This is a genomic window from Pseudomonas sp. ATCC 43928, assembly GCF_005938665.2.
Lineage (GTDB): Bacteria > Pseudomonadota > Gammaproteobacteria > Pseudomonadales > Pseudomonadaceae > Aquipseudomonas.
The window spans coordinates 5783566-5807320 of sequence record NZ_CP041753.1 but is presented as its reverse complement, the minus strand read 5'-3'; the positions used below and the strand labels follow the sequence as shown (position 1 = coordinate 5807320).

20 protein-coding genes are annotated in these 23755 nt (G+C 59.4%); 10 read left to right on the top strand and 10 right to left on the bottom strand.

Annotated elements, in window-relative coordinates:
* The first annotated feature begins 3 nt into the window (after positions 1–3).
* Both cydB and FFH90_RS26725 read left to right on the top strand, forming a co-directional pair.
* A complete protein-coding gene (gene cydB / locus FFH90_RS26730) occupies positions 4–1011 on the top strand; it encodes a cytochrome d ubiquinol oxidase subunit II (protein ID WP_018925814.1) in 1008 nt (335 codons plus the stop codon).
* Between the two features lie 57 nt (positions 1012–1068).
* The gene (locus FFH90_RS26725; RefSeq protein WP_081625770.1) at positions 1069–1236 is read left to right on the top strand and encodes a DUF2474 domain-containing protein; all 168 of its coding nucleotides are present in this window, start codon (positions 1069–1071) and stop codon (positions 1234–1236) included.
* A gap of 71 nt (positions 1237–1307) precedes the next feature.
* Here the strand turns inward: FFH90_RS26725 and FFH90_RS26720 are convergent, their stop codons facing one another.
* Both FFH90_RS26720 and FFH90_RS26715 read right to left on the bottom strand, forming a co-directional pair.
* Entirely contained in the window at positions 1308–2432 is a 1125-nt protein-coding gene (locus FFH90_RS26720) for a class I SAM-dependent methyltransferase (protein ID WP_111454229.1), read from the bottom strand.
* A gap of 184 nt (positions 2433–2616) precedes the next feature.
* A complete protein-coding gene (locus tag FFH90_RS26715) occupies positions 2617–3327 on the bottom strand; it encodes an autoinducer binding domain-containing protein (RefSeq protein WP_138866336.1) in 711 nt (236 codons plus the stop codon).
* 292 nt (positions 3328–3619) lie between these two features.
* On the opposite strand from FFH90_RS26715, the gene FFH90_RS26710 reads away from it, so the two are divergent.
* The gene (locus FFH90_RS26710) at positions 3620–4396 is read left to right on the top strand and encodes a ferredoxin--NADP reductase (RefSeq protein ID WP_111454231.1); all 777 of its coding nucleotides are present in this window, start codon (positions 3620–3622) and stop codon (positions 4394–4396) included.
* A 44-nt stretch (positions 4397–4440) separates the two neighbouring features.
* Here FFH90_RS26710 and mscL read toward each other — a convergent pair whose 3' ends face one another.
* A complete protein-coding gene (gene mscL, locus FFH90_RS26705) occupies positions 4441–4854 on the bottom strand; it encodes a large-conductance mechanosensitive channel protein MscL (protein ID WP_111454232.1) in 414 nt (137 codons plus the stop codon).
* Positions 4855–5139: 285 nt separating this feature from the next.
* On the opposite strand from mscL, the gene katB reads away from it, so the two are divergent.
* From katB to radA, 3 genes are read left to right on the top strand one after another with little or no spacing between them, the layout of a single operon-like run.
* Positions 5140–6681 carry a catalase KatB gene (katB, locus tag FFH90_RS26700; RefSeq protein ID WP_018925820.1) on the top strand — a complete coding sequence of 514 codons (1542 nt, stop codon included), beginning with the start codon at positions 5140–5142 and terminating at the stop codon, positions 6679–6681.
* Between the two features lie 57 nt (positions 6682–6738).
* Positions 6739–7293 carry an ankyrin repeat domain-containing protein gene (locus tag FFH90_RS26695; protein WP_111454233.1) on the top strand — a complete coding sequence of 185 codons (555 nt, stop codon included), beginning with the start codon at positions 6739–6741 and terminating at the stop codon, positions 7291–7293.
* 45 nt (positions 7294–7338) lie between these two features.
* The gene (gene radA / locus FFH90_RS26690) at positions 7339–8706 is read left to right on the top strand and encodes a DNA repair protein RadA (protein ID WP_064620495.1); all 1368 of its coding nucleotides are present in this window, start codon (positions 7339–7341) and stop codon (positions 8704–8706) included.
* 63 nt (positions 8707–8769) lie between these two features.
* Here radA and FFH90_RS26685 read toward each other — a convergent pair whose 3' ends face one another.
* Positions 8770–9138 (bottom strand): PilZ domain-containing protein, encoded by a 369-nt coding sequence (locus tag FFH90_RS26685; protein WP_018925823.1) that lies wholly within the window; start codon positions 9136–9138, stop codon positions 8770–8772.
* 160 nt (positions 9139–9298) lie between these two features.
* Here FFH90_RS26685 and FFH90_RS26680 point away from each other — a divergent pair, with 160 nt between their 5' ends.
* From FFH90_RS26680 to yjiA, 3 genes are all read left to right on the top strand, one after another.
* Complete coding sequence (locus FFH90_RS26680; protein WP_064620488.1) at positions 9299–11365, top strand: carbon starvation CstA family protein; 2067 nt, start codon at positions 9299–9301, stop codon at positions 11363–11365.
* A 15-nt stretch (positions 11366–11380) separates the two neighbouring features.
* Entirely contained in the window at positions 11381–11578 is a 198-nt protein-coding gene (locus FFH90_RS26675) for a YbdD/YjiX family protein (protein ID WP_007937254.1), read from the top strand.
* A 121-nt stretch (positions 11579–11699) separates the two neighbouring features.
* Positions 11700–12671 (top strand): GTPase, encoded by a 972-nt coding sequence (yjiA, locus tag FFH90_RS26670; protein WP_026286390.1) that lies wholly within the window; start codon positions 11700–11702, stop codon positions 12669–12671.
* A gap of 118 nt (positions 12672–12789) precedes the next feature.
* Here the strand turns inward: yjiA and FFH90_RS26665 are convergent, their stop codons facing one another.
* The 5 genes from FFH90_RS26665 to FFH90_RS26640 form a co-directional block, all read right to left on the bottom strand.
* A complete protein-coding gene (locus FFH90_RS26665; protein WP_111454235.1) occupies positions 12790–13479 on the bottom strand; it encodes a GntR family transcriptional regulator in 690 nt (229 codons plus the stop codon).
* Positions 13480–13505: 26 nt separating this feature from the next.
* Entirely contained in the window at positions 13506–14210 is a 705-nt protein-coding gene (locus FFH90_RS26660) for a FadR/GntR family transcriptional regulator (RefSeq protein ID WP_018925864.1), read from the bottom strand.
* Between the two features lie 53 nt (positions 14211–14263).
* Positions 14264–15577 carry a C4-dicarboxylate transporter DctA gene (locus FFH90_RS26655; protein WP_138866335.1) on the bottom strand — a complete coding sequence of 438 codons (1314 nt, stop codon included), beginning with the start codon at positions 15575–15577 and terminating at the stop codon, positions 14264–14266.
* 255 nt (positions 15578–15832) lie between these two features.
* A complete protein-coding gene (gene glyA, locus FFH90_RS26645) occupies positions 15833–17086 on the bottom strand; it encodes a serine hydroxymethyltransferase (RefSeq protein WP_018925867.1) in 1254 nt (417 codons plus the stop codon).
* Positions 17087–17332: 246 nt separating this feature from the next.
* Positions 17333–21181 carry a bifunctional diguanylate cyclase/phosphodiesterase gene (locus FFH90_RS26640; protein WP_138866333.1) on the bottom strand — a complete coding sequence of 1283 codons (3849 nt, stop codon included), beginning with the start codon at positions 21179–21181 and terminating at the stop codon, positions 17333–17335.
* A 286-nt stretch (positions 21182–21467) separates the two neighbouring features.
* Here FFH90_RS26640 and ettA point away from each other — a divergent pair, with 286 nt between their 5' ends.
* The gene (gene ettA, locus FFH90_RS26635) at positions 21468–23132 is read left to right on the top strand and encodes an energy-dependent translational throttle protein EttA (RefSeq protein ID WP_138866332.1); all 1665 of its coding nucleotides are present in this window, start codon (positions 21468–21470) and stop codon (positions 23130–23132) included.
* Positions 23133–23260: 128 nt separating this feature from the next.
* On the opposite strand, the gene FFH90_RS26630 is transcribed toward ettA, so the two are convergent.
* The gene (locus tag FFH90_RS26630) at positions 23261–23755 is read right to left on the bottom strand and encodes a GreA/GreB family elongation factor (protein WP_018925870.1); all 495 of its coding nucleotides are present in this window, start codon (positions 23753–23755) and stop codon (positions 23261–23263) included.

Here is a 23755-nt window from a genome sequence, read left to right as displayed (position 1 = left end):
ATCATGGGTATTGATCTTCCGCTGATCTGGGCCGTGATCATCATCTTCGGCATCATGATGTACGTGGTCATGGACGGCTTCGACCTGGGGATCGGGATTCTTTTTCCGTTCATCAAGGGCAAGACCGACCGTGACGTGATGATGAACACCGTCGCCCCGGTCTGGGACGGCAACGAAACCTGGTTGGTATTGGGCGGCGCGGCATTGTTCGGCGCCTTCCCGCTGGCCTATTCGGTGGTGCTCTCGGCGTTGTACCTGCCGCTGATTTTCATGCTGATCGGGCTGATTTTCCGTGGCGTGGCCTTTGAGTTTCGCTTCAAGGCCAAGGACGCCAAGCGCCACTTGTGGGACAAGGCATTCATCGGTGGTTCGATCGCCGCGACCTTCTTCCAGGGCGTGGCATTGGGTGCGTTCATCGATGGGCTGCCGGTGGTCAATCGTCAGTTTGCCGGTGGTTCACTCGACTGGCTGACGCCGTTCACGATGTTCTGTGGCGCGGCGCTGGTCGTGGCTTATGCGCTGCTCGGTTGCACCTGGCTGATCATGAAGACCGAAGGCAAGCTGCAGGAGCAGATGCATGACCTGGCGCGACCATTGGCCTTCGTGTTGCTGGCGGTGATTGGCATCGTCAGCGTCTGGACGCCGTTGGCCCACGCCGAGATCGCCGCACGCTGGTTCACCCTGCCTAATCTGTTCTGGTTCCTGCCGGTGCCGATTCTGGTGCTGGTAACCCTGTACGGTCTGATTCGCGCGGTGGCTCGCAATGCGCATTACACGCCATTCCTGCTGACCCTGGTGCTGATCTTCTTAGGCTACAGCGGTTTGGGAATCAGTCTGTGGCCGAACATCGTGCCGCCGTCGATCTCGATCTGGGACGCTGCCGCACCGCCGCAGAGCCAGGGCTTCATGCTGGTGGGCACGCTGTTCATCATCCCGTTCATCCTGGGTTACACCTTCTGGAGCTACTACGTGTTCCGCGGCAAGGTCACCCATGAAGACGGTTACCACTAGCCCATACGAATACGGCGCAAGGTTGATACCTGCGCCGTTGCAGAGGAGAACGCGATGATGGCTGGCAAACCTGATTTGCAGGAAATCGAAGCCGCAGAGAAAAAGCCGCTTTGGCAACGACTCGGCTGGCTGGCGTTGATCTGGGCCGGCAGCGTTGGGGCACTGTTCATCGTGGCCACGCTGATGCGCATGTTCATGAATGCCGCGGGCCTGAGCACCCACTGAAATTCCCATCCCGTTGCCTTGCGGCACGGATTTTTAACCCTCCTGCGACGGAGGGTTTTTTTTGCCTGCTTTTATTTGCGTGCCTTGAGAATCACGAACTTGGGAGTAGCGGCTACTTGTTCGACGCCGCGGAACAGCCGCGCAAGCTTGCTGTGATAGCCCAGATGACGGTTGCCGACGATGTACAGCGCGCCGCCCACCACCAGCGCTTCGCGCGCTTGCTGGAACATCCGCCAGGCCAGGAAATCGCCGACCACTTGCTGTTGGTGGAATGGCGGATTGCACAGCACCACGTCGAGGGATTGGGGTTCCTGCCCCGCCAACCCATCGCCGGCACGTACGATCACGTCACGATCACCCAGCGCCGCGCGCCAGTTTTCAGCGGCCGATTGCACGGCCATGAATGACTCGTCCACCAATGTGTAATGGGCCTCGGGGTTTTGCAGGGCGCTGGCGATCGCCAGCACGCCGTTGCCACACCCCAGATCGGCGACCCGCGCTGTGCCGAGGTTGTTCGGCAAATGCGGCAGAAAGGCTCGCGTGCCGATATCCAGCCCTTCGCGACAGAACACGTTGGCGTGATTGAGCAGTTCGATTGCAGGCGTGTCGAGTCGATAGCGCGTCGGGTATGGAGAGACAGCGGGGGCTTTGGTTTCGGGCGTGGCGATCAGCAGCCGAGCCTTCTTCACGGCCAGCGAGGCTTGCACCGGGCCGATGTAGCGCTCCAGCAGATCGCCCGCGGCACGTGGCAGGTGCTTGACCATCGCGGCGGCAATCACTTGAGCACCGGGAGCCAATTGACCCTGTAGCCGGATCAGTTGCTCTTCCAGCAAGGCCAGGGTTTTCGGTACCCGGATCAATACTCGGTCAAACGGCCCGACGAACGCTTCGCTGGCTGGTACGCTCGGCACCGCATCAAACGCCTGGCCATTGCGCGTGAGGTTTTTTTCGAGCCCCTGAAAGGCCAGAAATGAATCGCCGCTGCTGGTCACTCGGACCTTGCCCGCCAGGCTAACGGCCAATGCGCCGAAGCTGTCGTTGAGCACCAGTACGCGAGTATCAGCCGTCGGTTGTTGCCCGGCCAGATGATTGAGCAGGTATTCGTCTGCGGCATCAAACGCTTGCAGTGGTTCGTTCTGCTGTTCTGGCTGGCGGATCAGGTCGAGTTGGGCGAAAGAAGTTTCGAGCAGAGGCATGAGGCGGAGGGCTCTGGGTAGTCAGCGGAGATAATCAACGAGTGGCCGCCGGACGTTGTAGCGGGCGGAGCCATCCGAGCGGACTGCGTCGTGGACGCTTCACACGACATCACTCGGGATGGAGCGCAGATGGTACGTTTTTTTGGTCTGGATTACTTGCAGGGATTACTTGATTCGAACAGTTTCAGATGACGCCAGCTTTCGCTGCCCTGATCACCGCCGCGATCTTGTTATTGACGCCAAGTTTGTGGATGGCGTTCTTTACATGGAAATGCACAGTGCTTTCGCTCACGCAGAGGATGATTGCGATCTCGCAGGCCGTCTTGCCGACGGCTGAGTATTTCAGCACCTCGATTTCTCTGCATGACAAACTCGTTGTGGGCGGCTTCAGCGAGGAGGCCGGCAGGTCTTTCGCGATAATCCCGTGCAGGTGACGGTTGATAAACATCGCGTAGCCCAGATTTTTGTACAGTTCATACGCGGTAATCGGGCAATGGGTTCTGGCCACGCTCAAGATGCTGCAAAGCCCGTTCTTATCATGAACGGATTGGGACCAACCGTATTGCAACCCCTGGTTTTTTTGCGCTTGCCACAGCCGTGGTGTTTTTGAATAGCACTCTTCTTGCCAGAGAATCGGTACTTCGGAGCCGCAGCAGTGGGCTAGTATTGGATCAACCGCATCGTAATGCTCGTTTTGATATTTCGTGTTCCATTCGCTAGGGTAATTATTCAGGATTATCTTATGGCGGTGTGTCCCTGTTGTTGGGGATGTTATTGAAAATGCACAAAAATTAAAGCCCATATTTTTAACGAGGTTAAGCGATATCTCGTACGCGGTCTCTATTTTTTGAGCGCAAGAAAGCTGTGTTAGCTGTGACTCCTTCCACACTTTCATTTGGTAACTCCATGCGGAATTTCTTGGGGGGGGTGCCGATTGGATCCAAGATCCGGCACGTCCCAGAGTGTAGGAGAATTCTTACAAGCATGCTGAACTATTTTGCTCTTGAAAAATTCTGTAGCTGCATAACTAGTTCTTAGCGTTGTTTTAGGGTTATACAAAATCAACACTCCGGTACTAGTTCTTTATTGCACTGCCCAAGTCTCTGCACGAATAACACTACAAACCATCGGTGTTTACGTCGTCTGCTTTGGGGGACACTGGTGTCATCTGTTGATCGGAGCGGCCCATGACTGCCAGTGTTGAAAAATTCACTCGTCAGACCTTGCTTGAGGTCCAGCCGTTGACTCCGAACCTGTTCACCCTGCGTACCACCAGGGATGCGGGCTTTCGTTTCCGAGCGGGGCAGTTCGCCCGGCTGGGTGTCACCAAGACAGACGGCAGCACGGTATGGCGGGCTTATTCCATGGTCTCTTCGCCCTATGACGAGTTCCTCGAGTTCTTCTCTATTGTTGTGCCGGGAGGGGAATTCACCAGTGAGCTGTGTCGGCTGGAAGCTGGCGATACGCTGCTGGTCGACCGTCAGGCCTTCGGTTATCTGACGCTGGATCGCTTCGTCGATGGCCGTGATCTCTGGTTGTTATCCACAGGCACGGGCGTGGCGCCGTTTCTGTCGATCCTGCAGGACTTCGAAGTTTGGGAGAAATTCGAACGAATCATCCTGGTCTACAGCGTGCGCGAAGCGCGGGAGCTGGCGTACCAGGCATTGATTGCGGAGCTGGCGCAGCGTGACTACCTGGCCGAGTACGCGCACAAACTGCAATTCATTCCCACCGTCACCCGCGAACAGCATCCGGGTGCCTTGAACGGGCGGATCACCAGCCTCATCGAGAATGGCGAACTGGAACAGACGGCCGGTGTAGCGCTGACAGCCGAGCATTCGCGGGTGATGCTCTGCGGTAACCCACAGATGATCGATGAGACGCGTAAGCTGCTGAAACAACGGGACATGCACTTGAGCCTCAGTCGCCGACCTGGCCAAGTGGCGGTGGAAACCTACTGGTAAACAAACGGCGCCCCGAAGGCGCCGTTTCTCTGGGTAATCAGCGATCAGGGCCGATTGTTCTGAGCCTTGAGCAGATCGCGGATCTCGCTCAGCAATTCTTCTTCCTTGGTCGGAACCGGCGGCAGGGTTGGCGCAACGGCCTCTTCGCGCTTCAGGCGGTTGATGGCCTTGACGCCCATGAAGATCGCGAAGGCGACAATGATGAAGTCGATCATGCTCTGGATGAACTTGCCGTAGGCCAGCATCACCGCCGGGACATCACCGTTGGCAGCCTTGAGCGTAATGGCCAGGTCACTGAAGTCCACCCCACCGATCAGCAGTCCGATGGGTGGCATCACCACGTCGCCGACAAATGACGTAACGATTTTGCCGAAGGCGGCGCCGATGATAATACCGACGGCCATGTCGACCACATTACCTTTGACCGCGAAGGCCTTGAACTCACTTATCACGCCCATAGGTTATTTCCTTGTTACAGATGAGGTTGGTGAGCGCAGTGTAAATCAGCAAAGCATCCCTTGCTTGAAACGCCTTCTTACAATGCTCGTGTCTATCGACACATCTTCCGGCAATTAGTTTACAAAATGCCACTCTTCGCGCGCGTCTACCCGCTCTAGACCGGGCTTTCCAGAACCTTTTCGCTATCGGCCCGGTACGGGATTTCTATTTATGTTTTGGCCTTTGGGTCACTAGCCTCTGTGGTGCGCACCAGGATGCGCTTAATAAAACCAGAGGAAACTTCCATGACAACTCCCCTTGGCCTCGGGGCTTTTCCCCTTCGTCGTACCTTCGGCGTTCTGAGCGTCAGCCTGCTGTCCTTCTCCATCAACGCTGCGACGTTGACCCGTGATAATGGTGCCGCTGTCGGCGACAACCAGAACTCGCAAACCGCCGGCGCGACCGGGCCGGTGCTGTTGCAAGACGTACAGTTGATTCAGAAGCTCCAGCGTTTCGACCGTGAACGCATTCCTGAGCGTGTGGTGCATGCCCGTGGCACCGGCGCCCATGGCACGTTCACCGTGACTGACGACCTCAGTGACTTGACCAAGGCCAAGGTATTCGCCGGCGGCCAGAGCACGCCAGTATTTGTGCGTTTCTCCGCAGTGGTCCATGGCAACCACTCCCCGGAAACCCTGCGTGACCCGCGGGGGTTCGCCACCAAGTTCTACACCGCCGACGGTAACTGGGACCTGGTCGGCAACAATTTCCCGACCTTCTTCATTCGGGACGCCATCAAGTTTCCGGACATGGTCCATGCCTTCAAGCCGGACCCGCGCACCAATCTTGACGATGACTCCCGTCGTTTCGATTTCTTCTCTCATGTTCCGGAAGCCACTCGCACCTTGACCGAGTTGTATTCCAACTCCGGCACCCCGGCCAGTTATCGGGAGATGGACGGCAACAGTGTACATGCCTACAAGTTGGTTAACGCCCAGGGCGAAGTTCACTATGTAAAGTTTCACTGGAAAAGTTTGCAGGGAATAAAAAATCTCACTCCTAAAGAAGTCGCCAATGTTCAAGGTCAAGATTACAGTCATATGACCAACGACTTGGTTGCTCATATTAACAAGGGGGACTTTCCGAAGTGGGACTTGTACGTCCAGGTTCTAAATCCTCAAGATTTGTCCAAGTTTGATTTCGATCCATTGGACGCCACCAAGATCTGGCCCGGTGTTCCTGAGCGAAAAGTTGGACAGATGGTATTGAACCGTAATCCGGCGAATGTATTCCAGGAAACCGAACAAGTGGCGATGGCACCGGCCAACTTGGTTCCGGGTATCGAGCCTTCGGAAGATCGCTTATTGCAGGGGCGAGTGTTCTCGTATGCCGATACCCAACTGTATCGCCTGGGGGCCAATGCACTGCAGTTGCCGATCAACGCACCGAAAGTCGCCGTGAACAACGGTAATCAGGATGGTGCGATGAACATCGGCGCCAGCAGCACGGGGGTGAATTACCAGCCGAGCCGTCTGCTGTCCCGTGAGGAGCCGCAAACCGCGCGTTACAGCCAGTCGACTCTGTCGGGCAGCACGCAGCAGGCGAAGATTCAACGTGAGCAGAACTTCAAGCAGGCCGGTGATCTGTATCGCTCGTTCAACCAGAAGGAACGTCAGGACCTGATCGACAGCTTCGGCGGCTCCCTGGCCACCACCGATGACGAGAGCAAGCACATCATTCTGTCCTTCCTCTACAAGGCCGACCCGGAATACGGGACAGGCGTAACCAAAGTGGCCAAGGGTGATCTGGCCCGGGTCAAGGCGTTGGCGGCCAAACTGGTCGACTGATCTATCTGCCTGAAGCGGGGCCTCGTACGGGGTCCCGTCTGACCAAGGAGTCCCGCCATGCGTGTTTATCTGTCTGTGTTTCTGGCGTGCGTGTCGTTCGGTGTATTTGCCGGGCCTGACGCGCAAGTCTCGAAGGACCCCGAGGCGCTGAAAGCGCAATTGCAGGATTACTATTTCGATGCCGCCCGAAGGGGGGATGTGCCGATGCTCGATACCTTCATCGAGGCCGGCTATTCCCTCGACACCCGCGACAGCAAGGGTTACACCGCGTTGATACTGGCCGCCTATCACGGTCAGGGGGCTGCCGTGGAGCGCTTGTTGGCGGCCGGGGCGGACGCCTGCGCTCAGGACCAACGCGGCAATACCGCGCTGATGGGCGCGATTTTCAAAGGCGAAGTGCAGATCGCTCGAACCCTGCTGGCCGCCAATTGTAGCCCCGACCAACGCAACGGCGCCGGGCAGACTGCCGCAATGTATGCCGGGTTGTTCAAGCGCGTCGAGTTGCTCGACGCACTCAAGGCCAAAGGGGCGGACCTGAACGCCGAGGATCCGTTGGGCAACAGTGCCGCGCGTCTGGCCAGCGGTGAAATCCGCACGGCGGCGCCGCGCTGATCCGCGTCAGCTGAGCTATCATCGCGGTTTTTGCCGGGAGTTCAGATGGCCAAGGCCAAGCGCATGTACGGCTGCACCGAGTGTGGCTCAACCTTCCCCAAGTGGGCCGGCCAGTGCGGCGAATGCGGAGCCTGGAACACGCTGACCGAAACCATGGTGGAGAGTGGCGCCGCCGCGGCCCCCAGCGGTCGCACCGGTTGGACCGGCCAGCAGGCACAGATCAAGACCCTGGCCGAAGTCAGCGTCGAAGAAATTCCGCGTTTTTCCACGGCGTCCAGTGAGCTCGATCGAGTTTTGGGTGGGGGCCTGGTGGATGGCTCGGTGGTGTTGATCGGTGGTGACCCCGGCATCGGCAAGTCGACGATTCTGTTGCAAACCTTGTGCAACCTCGCCAAGAGCATGCCGGCGCTGTATGTCACCGGCGAAGAGTCCCAGCAACAAGTGGCCATGCGTGCCCGGCGGCTGGGCTTGCCTCAGGATCAACTGCGGGTGATGACTGAAACCTGTATTGAAACCATCATTGCCACCGCCCGGCAGGAAAAGCCCAAGGTGATGGTGATCGACTCGATTCAGACGATCTTCACCGAGCAACTGCAGTCGGCACCGGGGGGCGTCTCCCAGGTGCGCGAAAGTGCGGCATTGCTGGTGCGTTACGCCAAGCAAAGCGGCACGGCGATTTTCCTCGTGGGCCATGTCACTAAAGAAGGTGCGCTGGCCGGCCCCCGAGTGCTGGAGCACATGGTCGACACCGTTCTGTATTTCGAAGGCGAATCCGATGGGCGCCTGCGTTTGCTGCGGGCGGTGAAAAACCGGTTCGGCGCGGTGAATGAACTGGGCGTGTTCGGCATGACCGACAAAGGACTGAAAGAAGTCTCCAACCCTTCGGCGATTTTCCTGACACGCGCTCAGGAAGAAGTCCCGGGCAGTGTGGTCATGGCCACGTGGGAAGGCACCCGGCCGATGCTGGTGGAAGTCCAGGCGCTGGTAGATGACAGCCACCTGGCCAACCCGCGCCGGGTGACGCTCGGTCTGGATCAGAATCGCCTGGCCATGTTGTTGGCGGTTTTGCACCGCCACGGCGGCATCCCGACCCACGATCAGGACGTGTTCCTCAACGTGGTCGGCGGTGTGAAGGTCCTGGAAACCGCTTCTGATCTGGCGCTGATGGCGGCGGTCATGTCCAGTTTGCGCAACCGGCCGCTGCCGCACGATCTGCTGGTGTTTGGCGAAGTCGGGTTGTCGGGTGAAGTACGCCCGGTACCGAGTGGCCAGGAGCGCTTGAAAGAGGCGGCCAAGCACGGCTTCAAACGCGCCATCGTACCCAAGGGCAACGCGCCGAAAGAGCCGCCGCCGGGGTTGCAGATTATCGCCGTGACGCGCCTGGAACAGGCCCTCGACGCACTGTTCGAATAAACCGTAAACGGGACACAAACCCTGTGGGAGCGAGCAGGCTCCCACAATGGAAGGGGGAGGCCTTCAGGCTTCGATCAGGGCACCCAATTCGCGCTCTAGTTCCCGGGGATCGCCCAGGTTGAACTCAATCAACCGCCGCAGGCGCTCGATGGATTCCAGGCTGATGTGTTTGCAGACGAACCCGAGCTGGTCATGGTCATCGTGGGTCAGTTGCACATCCATCTTGATGGCGAGGTCATCGTTGAGATGAATATCGACCAGGAAATGCCATTCCCGATTACCCAGCCATGGCTCGGGCTTCTCGACCAGCAGTCCCTTGAGCGACAGGTCAATCAGCCGCACCGGCCAGGTGAATTCCCCTTGGCTCAGCTCGGTTCGGGCATCGAACGCAATACGTCTGAAGCGGCGGCGATCGGCAGGTTGTTCGCTCATGGCGCAATCCTCGTAAAGGTTCGCTGACTATAGACCTGCATTGCCGGAGGCTGCCAGCACAGTGATGGCTCTAGACTGATGTCGAACTATGGTCTTTGCCGCCAGTAGCGCTAAACTCGAGATGGCTGTCTTTCTTGTCCACTCTGGCTGGAATCATAAAATGAAAAATAATAATAGCCCGCTACGCCACTTACCCTGGCTGCTGCTGGCAGTCGTAGGAGCGTGCGCCCTGGGCGTAGTGGCATTGCGTCGAGGCGAGGCGATCAACGCCTTGTGGATCGTTGTCGCAGCCGTCGCTATCTATCTTGTCGCATACCGCTACTACAGCCTGTTCATCGCTAACAATGTGATGCAACTCGATTCGCGTCGGGCTACACCTGCCGTAATCAACAATGACGGTCTGGACTACGTGCCGACCAATAAACACATTCTTTTCGGCCACCACTTCGCGGCCATCGCCGGCGCGGGACCGCTGGTCGGTCCGGTGTTGGCGGCGCAGATGGGTTACCTGCCCGGTACGCTGTGGCTGATTGCCGGCGTGGTGCTGGCCGGTGCGGTTCAGGACTTCATGGTCCTGTTCATGTCTACCCGCCGCAACGGCCGTTCCCTGGGCGACATGGTCCGTGAAGAAATGGGCCGTATCCCCGGGACCATCGCGCTGTTCGGCTGCTTCCTGATCATGATCATCATCCTCGCGGTGCTGGCGCTGATCGTGGTCAAGGCCCTGGCCGAGAGCCCGTGGGGCATTTTCACGGTGATGGCGACCATCCCGATCGCGATGTTCATGGGCGTCTACATGCGCTACATCCGCCCGGGCCGTATCGGTGAAATCTCGGTGATCGGCGTGGCGTTGCTGCTGGGTTCGATCTGGCTGGGCGGGCAGATCGCCGCTGACCCGGTGTGGGCCAAGGCGTTCAGCTTTACCGGGGTCCAGATCACCTGGATGCTGATCGGCTACGGTTTCGTGGCAGCCGTGTTGCCGGTGTGGCTGATTCTGGCGCCGCGTGATTACCTGTCCACGTTCCTCAAGATCGGCACCATCGTCGCCCTGGCGATCGGCATTCTGATCACCATGCCCGTGCTGAAAATGCCGGCATTGACCCAGTTCATTGACGGCACCGGGCCGGTGTGGAAGGGCGGGCTGTTCCCGTTCCTGTTCATCACCATTGCCTGTGGCGCAGTGTCGGGTTTCCATGCGCTGATTGCTTCCGGCACCACGCCGAAGCTGCTGGATAACGAAGTCAACGCTCGCTACATCGGTTACGGCGGCATGTTGATGGAATCCTTCGTGGCGATCATGGCGATGGTGGCCGCTTCGGTGATCGAACCGGGCGTGTACTTCGCCATGAACAGCCCGGCCGCGGTTGTCGGCGGTGATGTGGTGGCGGTAGCGACAGCGGTCAGCAACTGGGGCTTTGCCATCACGCCGGAAGCGTTGCAAGCGGTAGCCAAGGACATCGGTGAAACCACCGTCCTGGCCCGTGCCGGCGGTGCGCCGACCCTGGCGGTCGGTATCGCGCAGATCCTGCACAGCGTGCTGCCGGGCGAAAACACCATGGCGTTCTGGTACCACTTCGCGATCCTGTTCGAAGCACTGTTCATCCTCACCGCGGTCGACGCCGGCACCCGTGCCGGGCGTTTCATGCTGCAGGATTTGCTCGGCTCATTCGTACCGGCGCTGAGACGCACCGAGTCCTGGACCGCCAACCTGATAGCCACCGCCGGTTGCGTGGCGATGTGGGGCTACCTGCTGTACCAAGGCGTGATCGATCCACTGGGTGGCATCAACACCTTGTGGCCGCTGTTCGGTATCTCCAACCAGATGCTGGCCGGTATCGCGCTGATGCTGGCAACCGTTGTGCTGATCAAAATGAAACGCCAACGCTATATCTGGGTCACCATGCTGCCAGCCGTTTGGTTGCTGATCTGCACCACCACTGCAGGCTTCATCAAGCTGTTCGACGCCAACCCGGCGATCGGCTTCCTGTCGCTGGCCAAGAAGTACAGTGATGCCCTGGCCAGCGGTCAGATCCTCGCTCCGGCCAAGAGCATCGAGCAGATGCAGCACGTGATCTACAACGCCTACACCAACGCAACGCTGACCGCGCTGTTCCTGTTCGTGGTGTTCAGCATCCTGTTCTATGCGCTCAAGGTCGGTATTGCCGCCTGGGGCACCAAAGAACGCACGGATAAAGAATCGCCATTCCAGGCTCTGCCGGATGCGTAACCTGAGGATTGCACCATGTTCAATGACCTGAGCCGCCTCGGTAAATACCTCGGTCAGGCCGCGCGCCTGATGGTCGGCATGCCCGACTACGACAACTACGTCGAGCATATGCAAACCAAACACCCGGACAAACCGGTGATGAGTTACGAGGCGTTCTTTCGGGAGCGCCAAGAGGCTCGTTACGGCGGCAAGGGTGGACCGAAGTGCTGTTGATGTACGCGGTTTAGGTAACACACCACTGTAGGAGCAGGGCTTGTCGGCGAAGGCGATCTTCAAGATGCTTTCGCCGGCAAACCTGGCTCCTACAGTTTTTTTGCGTCCGGGAGATCTTATTTTGTTAGCGCCAATCCCTGTCACGATCCTCAGCGGCTTTCTCGGCGCTGGCAAAACCACCTTGTTGCGCCACCTGCTCAAAGCCGAGCACGGCCTGAAAATCGCCGTGATCGAAAACGAGTTCAGTGACGCCGGCATCGACACCCAACTGTTGGGCGACGAGCCAGTGCAAGTGATGACGCTGTCCAACGGCTGCGTCTGCTGCACCATCCACACCGATTTGACCAAAGCGCTGTATCTGCTACTGGAGCGCCTGGACAGTGGCGAAATCGCCTTTGACCGCCTGGTGATCGAATGCACCGGTCTGGCCGACCCGGCCCCGGTGGCGCAAACCTTTTTTATCGATGAAGAGCTGCGCGAGCGCTACATCCTCGACGGCATCATCACCCTGGTGGACGCGGCTCATGCCGAACTGCACCTGACCCAGACCATTGCCCAGGCGCAGATCGGTTTTGCCGACCGCTTGCTGGTGAGCAAACGCGATCTGGTGGATGAGCCGACCTTCACCGCCCTCAGCGAGCGCCTGACCCGGATCAACCGTCGCGCGCCGATTCGTGTGGTCGACCACGGCAAGATTGATCTGGCCGAATTGCTCGATGTGCGTGGCTTCAACCTCAATGCCGACCTCGGTGGTGGCGTGAGTTTGCGCCCGGTGAGCAAGGCGCCCTCCATCGATCGCATTTCCAGCCTGGTGCTGCGTACCGACAAACCGCTGGATATCGACAAGCTCAGCGAGTTCATGAACGAACTGCTGGAAGACCATGGCAAGCAATTGCTGCGCTACAAAGGCGTTTTGAACATTCTTGGTGAGCCGCGGCGCATGGTGTTCCAGGGCGTGCTGAAACTGTACGGCTTCGATTGGGATACCGAGTGGGCGGACGATGACACGCGCGAAAGCGTGATCGTGTTTATTGCCGATGAGTTGCCGGAGGAGAAGATTCGCGAGGGGTTTGCGCGGGTTGCGGCGCAGTAAGCCCCGACATTTTCAGCGGGCCCGATGCCGTCGTCGCAAGCAGGTCGAATCGTCGCACCGTCGCTCCCACAAGGGGATGCATTTCCAGTGTGGGATCGATCCTGCTCGCGATGGCAATCTACCCGGCAACACGATTCTGGCTGAGTACTGATCCGGAGTGCAGCAGTACCTCCTCAAGATGATCCAGATGCCGGTGCATCAACATTTCGGCCATCACCACATTCCCACGTTCCACCGCATCGACAATCCCCATGTGCTCCTGCCATCCGCAATAATCACCGGTCTGAGCGTCATACTGCGCAATCGCCAATGAAGTCAGCGGCACCAGACTGCCAAGAAAATGCGCCAGCGGTGCATTTCCCGCCATTTCGGCCAGTTGCAAGTGAAACTCCCCCGATAACCGGATCGCTGGACCACGCTCCTTGCATTGGCGTTCGCTTTCGATCAAGGCTCGCAGGCGCTTCAGGTTTTGCGCACGAGGTTGCTGGCAGGCAAGTTTCACTAGCGTGACTTCGGTCAGACGGCGAGCATGTAGCGTCTGACGGGTCTGTTCGGCATCGGGATCGGCGACCCGGGGGCGATGATTGGTCCGCAGGATGATGATCTGCTGATGGGACAGCTGCGTCAGTACTCCACGAATGTCACTGCGCCTGGCACCGAACATCTGCGCCAGGCTTTCTTCGGTAAAGCGACTGGCCGCATTGATGCGCTGTTCGAGAATGGCGTCGAAGATTCGCGAATAGAGATCATCCGCCGGCGGACGAAAGGGCAGGGCAACAAGCGTTTGTGGTGAGGCGAAGCTGTTCATGGCCTGTCTCCAGTTCGAAGAGGGGGTCAACTGCCGAGGTGGTCGTCCGGGATATTCAATTCGATGCCCATCCGTTGACCTTCCCGAAGGATGTGCCGACGCATTTCGGCGCTGGCCTGGGCGCTGTTTTTGCTGCGGATCGCTCGTACCATGGCTTCGCTTTCTTCAAGGCGCTCAGCCAAGTGCTCCGGAGAATTGCGCAGCACGTCGGCGCTTTGCTTGAGGGCATTGCTGGTCTGCTGCACCACGCTCTGGAAAATCGGGTTCGAGGTCAGGGTGAACAACTCTTCGTGGAACGCGATGTAGGCGTTCACACCGGCCTCGCTGTCATTGGCTTCCAGGGCCTCGCGCATGTCCATCAGGGTCAGGCGCAGTTGCCCGACTTCCTTGCTGCTGATGGACTGCGCCACCAGGCCGACGATGAACGGTTCGAGGGTGTAGCGCAGTTGCAGCACGTCTTCCAGGCTGGCCCCGGCGACTGCGCTGTCGTGGCTTTGGCTGTCGCTGAGATTGGCCTCCAGCACCACCACGCCTTTGCCCGGCATCGAGCGCACCAGGCCGAGGGTTTCCAGCACGATCACCGCTTCGCGCAGGCTTGGGCGGCTGATGCCCAGTTGTTCGGCCAGTTCACGCTGGCCCGGCAGCATGTCGCCGGAACGCCACTGACCGCGAGCCAGCGCGGCCCGTAGTTTTTCTACCACTGAATTTACGACGGTTGACGAGGTAATCACTGTTCGCTCCAAATCGCGATAAATGTGCCTGCCCGTGGGCAGGCACACGCTGTTTAAAATTCCTGCTGATGTGCCGGGACCACCGGTTTTCTCGGCTGGAAGGTATAACCCACCTGGCCGGACAGCACTTTGTTTGCCCGTTGGATATCGATGTCCTTTTCCCAGCGAGCAATGGCCACCGTGGCGACGCAGTTACCAATCAGATTGGTCAGCGCCCGACCGATGCCCATGAACCAGTCCACCGCCAGCACCAGCACCAGGCCCACCACCGGAATTGCCGGGATCGCCGTCAGGGTGGCGGCGAGAATCACCAGCGCCGAGCCGGGAATCCCGTGGGCGCCTTTGGAGGTGATCAGCGACACCAGCAGAATCGTCAGCAGGTCAGTCATGGCCAGCGGCGTGTCGGTGGCATTGGCGATGAACACGATGGCCAGGGTCAGGTAGATCGAAAAACCGTCAAGGTTGAATGAGTACCCGGTCGGAATCACCAGGCCGACCGTGGAGCTGCCGATGCCCAGATGCTCAAGCTTGCGCATGATTTGTGGCAGCACGGCGTCGGAAGAAGCGGTGCCCATGACGATCAGCAGTTCTTCACGCAGGTACTTGAGCAGTGGCCACATCCGCAGGCCCGAGAGGCGCATCACCAGGCCGAGAATCAGCGCCACGAATGCCGCGCAGGTCAGGTAAAACAGGCCGACCAGGCTGCCCAGGTGTTGCAGCGAGTCCAGGCCATATTTGCTGGTGGTGAAGGCGATGGCGCCGAAGACGCCGATCGGCGCCAGGCGCACGATCATGCCCATGATGCGGAAGATCACATGGCTCAGCTCGTTGATCAGCCGGGAAATACCCGACGCCGCTTCACCCACCAGATTCAGCGCGCTGCCGAACAGCACCGAAAACAGCAGGACTTGCAGGATGTTGTTGTCGGCGAAGGCGCCGATTACCGAGGTCGGAATCAGGTCCATCAGGAACTGCGTGGTGGTGTGCATGTGCTGACCGCGCTGGGCGATGTCGCCCATGTCGGCGGCGGAGAGCTGCTCCAGATGAATGTTCGCGCCGCTGCCGATGCCGGTTGTGAAGGCGAACACCAAGCCGATCACCAGGGCGATGGTGGTCAGTATTTCGAAGTAGATGACCGATTTGAGGCCGATGCGTCCGACCTTCTTCAGGTCACCGGCACCGCTGATGCCGCTAACCACCACGCAAAACACGATCAGGCCAATAAGCATCTTGATCAGTTTGATGAAGCCGTCGCCAAGGGGTTTGAGTTGGGCGGAGTATTCGGGAAGGGTCAGCCCGCAGACGATGCCGAGCACCAGTCCGAGAACCACTTGAAGGAAGATTGAACGCGAGCACCATCTGAGCATGGGAGGAATCCTGGTCGGTGTCCTGGCTGCCGTGCGCCAAGCGCATCAGATTCAGGACTTAATTATTGTGGTCTTACCGGTATGTCCAGTGCAGGCGCAGTCTACGCTGGATTTTTTCAGGATTACAAGGGGACGCAGCAAAATTGGCATGACCGGTCTGACCAGTGGTGCCGACCCCAATTGATCTTTATGGCGGACGAAAAAAAACCGGCCATCACTGGCCGGTTTTTTCATTGCTGCGGTTTAGCGGGGCAATTAAGCGCCGTACACCGGCAGTTTCTTGCAGATGGCCTTGACCTTCTCACGAACGGCGTCGATCACCGCTTCGTTGTTCAGGTCAGCCAGGATGTCGCAGATCCAGCCGGCCAGCTCTTTGCACTCGGCTTCCTTGAAGCCGCGAGTGGTCACAGCCGGGGTACCGAAACGCAGGCCGGAGGTGACGAACGGGGAGCGTGGATCGTTCGGTACCGAGTTCTTGTTCACGGTGATGAACGCTTTGCCCAGTGCCGCGTCGGCGTCTTTACCGGAGATTTCCTGCTTGATCAGCGACAGCAGGAACAGGTGGTTCTGAGTACCGCCCGACACCACGTCGAAACCGCGCTCGATGAACACGCCGGCCATGGCCTGGGCGTTTTTCACCACTTGTTGCTGGTAGGCCTTGAACTCAGGCTGCAGCGCTTCCTTGAAGCAGATCGCCTTGGCAGCGATCACGTGCTCCAGCGGGCCGCCCTGGGCGCCCGGGAATACTGCGGAGTTCAGCTTCTTCTCGATGTCGGCGTTGGCGCGAGCCAGGATCAGGCCGCCACGTGGACCGCGCAGGGTTTTGTGGGTGGTGGTGGTCACCACGTCAGCGAAAGGCACCGGGTTCGGGTAGACGCCAGCGGCGACCAGACCGGCCACGTGGGCCATGTCGACGAACAGGTAAGCACCAACCTTGTCAGCGATAGCGCGGAAGCGTGGGAAGTCCAGAACCTGCGAGTAGGCAGAGAAACCGGCCACGATCATTTTCGGCTTGTGCTCAACGGCCAGACGCTCGACTTCGTCGTAGTCGATCAGGCCATTGGCATCGATGCCGTACTGAACGGCGTTGTACAGCTTGCCGGAGGAAGAAACGCTGGCACCGTGGGTCAGGTGACCACCGTGAGCCAGGCTCATGCCCAGAATGGTGTCGCCCGCTTGCAGCAGGGCCAGGTAAACGGCGCTGTTGGCTTGCGAACCGGCGTGCGGCTGAACGTTGGCGTAATCGGCGCCGAACAGCTCTTTGGCGCGGTCGATGGCCAGTTGTTCGACGATATCGACGAACTCGCAACCACCGTAGTAGCGCTTGCCCGGGTAGCCTTCGGCGTACTTGTTGGTCAGTACCGAGCCTTGAGCTTCCATCACCGCAGGGCTGGTGTAGTTTTCCGAAGCGATCAGCTCAATGTGTTCTTCCTGGCGCTGAGCTTCTTGCTCCATGGCGGCAAAAAGATCGGCGTCGAACTTGGCAATAGTCAAATCACGGCTGAACATGGCGGTCCTCAAGGATCGGGGCAGAAAAGGGAGGCATTCTAACCCAACCGCTTTTAGATGGCATATGAAAGGACATCATGTCGCAGACAAGTGGGCTTCATGACGGGATCAGCGGTGATCGTGCGGGCCTCATCGCGGGCAAACCCGCTCCCACAGGGATCTTCAGTGGTCAAAAATCTTGGGTTCACCCAAAAAACTGTGGGAGCGGGCTTGCCCGCGATGGGGCCGTCCGCAGCACTCTGAAACTCAGTCGAACATGAACAACGCATCATTGCTGAACTGCGCTTCGAACCGGCCGGCCGGCATCGGGCGGCCGAACAGGTAGCCCTGAACCTCATCGCAGCCATGCTCGCGCAGGAAGTCGAGCTGTTCGTGGGTTTCCACGCCCTCGGCGATTACCGCCAGATTGAGGCTGTGGGCCATGGCGATGATCGCCCGGGCAATCTGCGCATCCTGCTCGCCCGACGGCAGGCCATCAACGAAGGTGCGGTCGATTTTCAGCACATCGATCGGGAATTGCTTGAGGTAGTTGAGCGATGAATAACCGGTGCCGAAGTCGTCGACCGCAATGCTCAGGCCGAGGTTTTTCAGTCCGGCGAGGATCTGCATCGCCTCGCTGACTTCACGCATCAGGATACTTTCGGTCAGCTCCAGCTCCAGGCACGCCGGCGGCAGGCCGGTTTCCCTGAGGATGGTGGCGATCCGCGTGCCGAGCTGCCCGTCGGAGAACTGCCGGGCCGAAATATTCACCGAGACCTTCGGCACCCGCACCTTGGCCTGGTGCCAGGTCTTGAGTTGACGACAGGCCTCACCGATCACCCAGTCGCCGACATCCACCACCAGCCCGAGCTCTTCGAGCACCGGAATGAAGTCCCCTGGCGGCACCAGGCCGCGGCGCGGATGGCGCCAGCGCAGCAGGGCTTCGGCGCCGGTCAGGCGTTTGCCGTCGCCGCTGAATTGCGGCTGGTAGTACAGCACGAATTCGTTTTGTTCCAGAGCGTGGCGCAAGTCGCTTTCCAGCTCCAGACGCTCCAGGGCGCTGGCGTTCATGTCGGCCTGATAGAACTGGAAGTTGTTCTTGCCGCGTTCCTTGGCGTGGTACATCGCGGTGTCGGCGTTCTTCATCAGCTGACTGAGTTCGCTACCGTCCTGAGGACTCAGGGCGATGCCGATACTGGCGGTGACGAAGAACTCGCGGCCTTCGAGCACGAACGGCTTCACCAGGCTGGCGAGGATCTGTTCGGCCACGTGAATGGCTCGGTTCAGCGCGATCTCGCGGTTGACCCGGGGTTGCAGCAGCAATGTGAACTCATCACCACCCATGCGCGCCACGGTGTCGTCATCGTCGACGCAGCCGAGCAGGCGCGTGGCCATTTCCTTGAGCATGCGGTCGCCGGCGGCATGACCCAGGGAGTCGTTGATCGGCTTGAAGTGGTCCAGGTCGAGGAACATCAGCACCACCCAGGACTTCTGCCGTTCGGCCGATTGCAGCGCGGTGTGCAGGCGATCCTGGAACAGCGTGCGGTTGGGCAGGTGGGTCAGGGCGTCGTAATAGGCGAGGCGGTGAATCCGTTGCTCACTGGCCTTGCGTTCGCTGATGTCGCTGAAGAAACACACATAACTGGCCAGATCGCCTTCGTCGTCGAGCACCGCCGTAATCCCGACCCAGGCCGGATAGTGCTCGCCGTTGCGACGCTTGAGCCAGACTTCGCCTTCCCAGGTGCTGTGCTGATGCAATTGCTTGAGCACGTAGCGCAGATGAGTTTCCTGCTGCTCGTCGACGGTGAGCATGTTCGGCAACTGATCGAGCACCTGGGACACCGCATAGCCGCTGACGCGACTGAAGGCCTCGTTGGCCTGGACGATGTAGCCGGCCGGGTCAGTGATCAGAATCGCCGAGGTCGAGTGCTCGAATACCGTGGCCGCCATGCGCAGGTCTTTCTCGGCCCGGCGTTGCTGGCTGATGTCGCGACCGACCCCGAGCACACCTTCGAAGGCGCCGTGTTCGTCCCAGACCAAAACCAGACGCAACTCGATAGGAATCTTGCGTCCGTCGGCCCGCAGGCAGTCGAACAAAAACAGTTGGGTCTGCACCTGAGTGCGCAGCAGTGTCAGTTGATCGGGTTTATCCAGCGCTTTGCTGACCCGGTCCATGAGGCTGTAGATGCCGCTCAGTTGTTGCGGGTTGGCGATGGTCGATTGCCAGCCGTTCTGGAATATCCAGTCGGCGTCGAAGCCCAGCACCGCTTGCACCGAAGGGCTGACGTAATTGAGCGCCATCTTGCTGTCAGTGGAGAAAATCACGTCGCTGATACTTTCGGCGAGCATCCGGTAGCGCTGCTCGCTGTCGCGCAGGGATTCACTGGCTTCGATCTGCTCGGTGATGTCCTTGGCCACACCGATGATGCGCGTGACCTGATCGTGCTTGTCCCGCGCCAGGGCCTGTTCGCGAATATCGAAACGCCGCCATTTGCCATCGCGATGACGGAAGCGCAGCTGGCACTGCAGCAATTGGGTGTAACCCGCCTGACGCTGGGACTGGCGCGAGCGGTGGTAGTAGTCGGCATCTTCCGGGTGCAAGAGGATTTCCCAGAAGTACTCGCCCATCTGGTGCAGCTCGGTGCGGTTGTAACCCAGCGTCTGCCCCAGGTGATGGTTGCTGAAGATCATCCGCTGGCTGATCACGTCTTGCACATACAGGTGATCCGGCACGGTACGCACCACATCGGACCAGAATCCTTCGCGCTCCAGCAGCGAAAGCTCAATGAGTTTGCGGCTGGTGATGTCGCTGATGCTCAGGATCACCGCTCTATGGTCGGGCTGATCTTCCGGCAGGCGCAGCACGAGCCACAAGTGCTGGTCGCGGCCATTGGCGTCCTGAAGCTTGATTTCCAGCTCAAGCTGTTTCTGCTGGTGGAGCACCGCTTCGAGCACTTGATTGCCGATGGCCGTGCAGTCCAGAGGGCAGCCGTTGATCAGTAGTTTCCAGGCCTGATCGCAGGAATTGACGTTGAGCAGTTGCAGGGCGACCTGGTTGACCTCGGTGATGCGCAGTTCCTGCAACAGTTGCTGGCGTTGCTCCGGTATCCCGAGCCAGGTTCTCAGCTGCTCGCTGCTGGTGAGTTGCGCCTTGTCGAAAAAGCTTTTGAGCCCGGACAGGTCCAGCACGCACAGGGCAACACCGGTGCCTTCGAAGATGTCCTGATAGCGTCGGCGGCCTTCATGCAGTTGGCGTTGGCGGCGACGAATGTTCAGCAAAGCGATGAACGGTAACAGTGAGAAGGCCAGGCCCAGCAGGCATTTGCCGATGAATGCCGGCAGCAGTTGTTCGATCACCCGTTGCCGGTCGAACAGCCCGCGCAGTTGCCAGTCGCTGCTGCTCAGGGGGACGATCAATACGCTGTTGGTCAGTTCGTCGGGTGTCAGCGCCGCGGGTTTGGCTGAAGGCAGGGCGTCATCGCGACTGATGATCTGATGATTGATGCGGTTTTCCACCAGCCACAGGGGGCGAAGGCCGGCGTCGCCCTGTTTGGTCAATGAAGAAAAAAATGTCGGTGTCAGGCGCAGGGCCCAGTAGCCGCGAGTGCTGCCGCTGGCCTGATGCAGGAGCAGGTGCACCACCGAGCCGTCATCGGCATTGCTGAAATAGTGGGCCTGGGCGCGACTGCGCTGGACCAGTTCGCTCAGGTAGTTGGCGTCCTGGCTGTCGACGGCGCTGTCACTCAGGACTTTCCCGGAGGGGCTGAGCAGCGCCAGGCTGCGCAGGTCGGGCAGCGACTGTTGCAGTTTGCGCAGCAATGTCTGCTGTTCGTCGGCGCTTTGCGGTTGTTCGACGATCGGTAGCAGATTAAGGGCGATCTGGGCGTTGAGCGCCATGTTGAGGCTGACTTGCGAAGCCAGGTCGGCGGTGTAGTTGATGGTGTACTGGCGCTGGTTTTTCTGGGTTTCGCGCAGTTGATCCAGCAACTGCCAGAACAGCAGTGCGAGCAGCAACAGCACGAGAGTCGCCAGCGCGCCCTTCAAGCTTCCGCGCAGGGGCGAGCCGAGCCCAGGGTTGAGCACGCTCGCGGACGGTGGCGGAGTGACATTGGACAAACTGTAATCCTGCGGTTTGGCTGGACTGGCGCGGCGTGCACTATAAGCCGGACGCCCGAAGGGCGGCTAGCATGCCTTGAGTTGTGGCGAAGTGCCAGCCCCGCTCGGCTGGACTGCCTTCTGTCAATGAGGTAGCTTTGCCGGTTACGCGGGAGCGTTCCAGCTCCTAGACTCAGGTTTTTTTCAGCGCGCACGCCTTGATACCCATCAAACGAACGACGCGCATGGCCTGGCCGGGCATCGCCTGCGCTCCAATCATTCATCAGTCACTGACCCTAGGTTCTCCATGGCTCAATACGTCTTCACCATGCATCGGCTGGGCAAAGTTGTTCCGCCGAAGCGGGAAATCCTGAAAAACATTTCGCTGTCGTTCTTCCCCGGCGCCAAAATCGGCGTCCTCGGTCTCAACGGTTCGGGTAAGTCCACGCTGCTGAAAATCATGGCAGGCGTCGACACCGAGTTCGACGGTGAAGCCCGTCCGATGCCGGACCTGAACATCGGCTACCTGCCGCAAGAACCGATCCTGGACCCGACCAAGACCGTGCGTGAAGTGGTCGAGGAAGCGGTCAGCGTGATCAAGGACGCCCAGGCGCGTCTGGACGAGGTCTACGCGGCCTACGCCGATCCGGATGCCGACTTCGACAAGCTGGCTGCAGAGCAAGCCAAACTTGAAGCCATCCTGCAGGCCAGCGATGGCCACAACCTGGATCGCCAACTGGAAGTCGCTGCCGATGCGCTGCGTCTGCCGGCCTGGGATGCCAGGGTTGAACATCTTTCCGGTGGTGAAAAGCGTCGTGTGGCCCTGTGCCGCCTGCTGCTGTCCGCCCCGGACATGCTGCTGCTCGACGAACCAACCAACCACCTGGACGCCGACTCCGTCGCCTGGCTGGAGCACTTCCTGCACGATTTCCCGGGCACCGTGGTTGCGATCACGCACGACCGTTACTTCTTGGACAACGTTGCCGGCTGGATCCTCGAACTCGACCGCGGCGCCGGTATCCCGTACGAGGGCAACTATTCGGGTTGGCTCGAAGCCAAGTCCGATCGTCTGGCTGCCGAATCCAAGCAGCAATCGGCTCACGAAAAGGCCATGAAGGAAGAGCTGGAGTGGGTGCGCAAAGGCGCCAAGGCCCGCCAGTCCAAGTCCAAGGCTCGTCTGCAACGCTTCGAAGAAATGCAATCGCAGGAATTCCAGAAGCGCAGCGAAACCAACGAGATCTACATCCCGGCCGGTCCACGCCTGGGCGACAAGGTCATCGAGTTCAAGAACGTCACCAAGGGCTACGGCGATCGCGTGCTGATCGACAACCTGTCGTTCTCCATGCCTAAAGGCGCCATCGTTGGCGTGATCGGTGGTAACGGTGCCGGTAAATCGACCCTGTTCCGCATGCTGATGGGCAAGGAAACGCCGGATTCGGGCAGCATCGAAGTCGGCGAAACCGTGCAACTGGCGTGCGTCGACCAGAGCCGTGAAGACCTGGATGGCAGTAAGACTGTGTTCCAGCAGATCTCCGACGGTTCCGACCAGATTCGCATCGGCAACTACGAGATCCCGTCGCGTACCTACGTCGGTCGTTTCAACTTCAAGGGTGGCGATCAGCAGAAGTTCGTCAAGGACCTGTCCGGTGGTGAGCGTGGTCGCTTGCACCTGGCCCTGACCCTGAAAGAGGGCGGCAACGTCCTGCTGCTCGACGAACCGTCCAACGACCTCGACGTTGAAACCCTGCGTTCCCTGGAAGAAGCCTTGCTGGACTTCCCGGGCGCCGCCATTGTGATCTCTCACGATCGGTGGTTCCTTGACCGCGTCGCGACTCACATCCTGGCGTACGAAGACGACTCGCAAACGGTGTTCTTCGAAGGCAACTACACCGAGTACGAAGCCGATCGCAAGAAGCGCCTCGGCGAAGCGGCCTCCCAGCCACACCGGGTACGGCACAAGAAACTGGCCTGATTTCAGGTTGGCTGCATAAAAAAACGGAGCCTTCGTTCGGGGGCTCCGTTTTTTTATGGGTTTTCAGTGGCACCGCGGTGTGGCCTTCGCGAGCAAGCCTCGCTCCTACAGCGAAGGCGCCATCGGACTCACCCGATCTCTATAGCCAGCACCTCAATCACCATATCCCCCACCGGCCGCTTCCACGACACTTCATCGCCTACGTGCGCACCCAGTAATGCCCGTCCCAGCGGTGAACTCCAATTGATCAGTCCATGGGCGGCATCCGCCTGGTCTTCTCCGACCAATTGCACGCGCTGTTCATGATCGTGCTCGTCGGCAAAGGTCACCCAATTGCCAATCTGCACTTTGTCGGTCGAGGAGGCTTGTGCGACCACCTGTGCGCTTTGCAGGCGCTGCTTGAAGTAGCGCCAGTCGCGATCGAGGTCGGCCTGGCGCTGCTTGTCGGCCAGGTCACCTTTGGCGCTTTCCTCGTCGAGCAGGCTTTGCAGCACGGCGACTTTCGCCTGAAGCTGCATGAGCCCGGCGGGTGTGACGTAATTGGGCTGCGCGCTGACCTGTCGTTCGACTGGCAGGTCGGCTTGCGCGGCAGCGTTATCTTCATTGACGAAGGCGCGACTCAT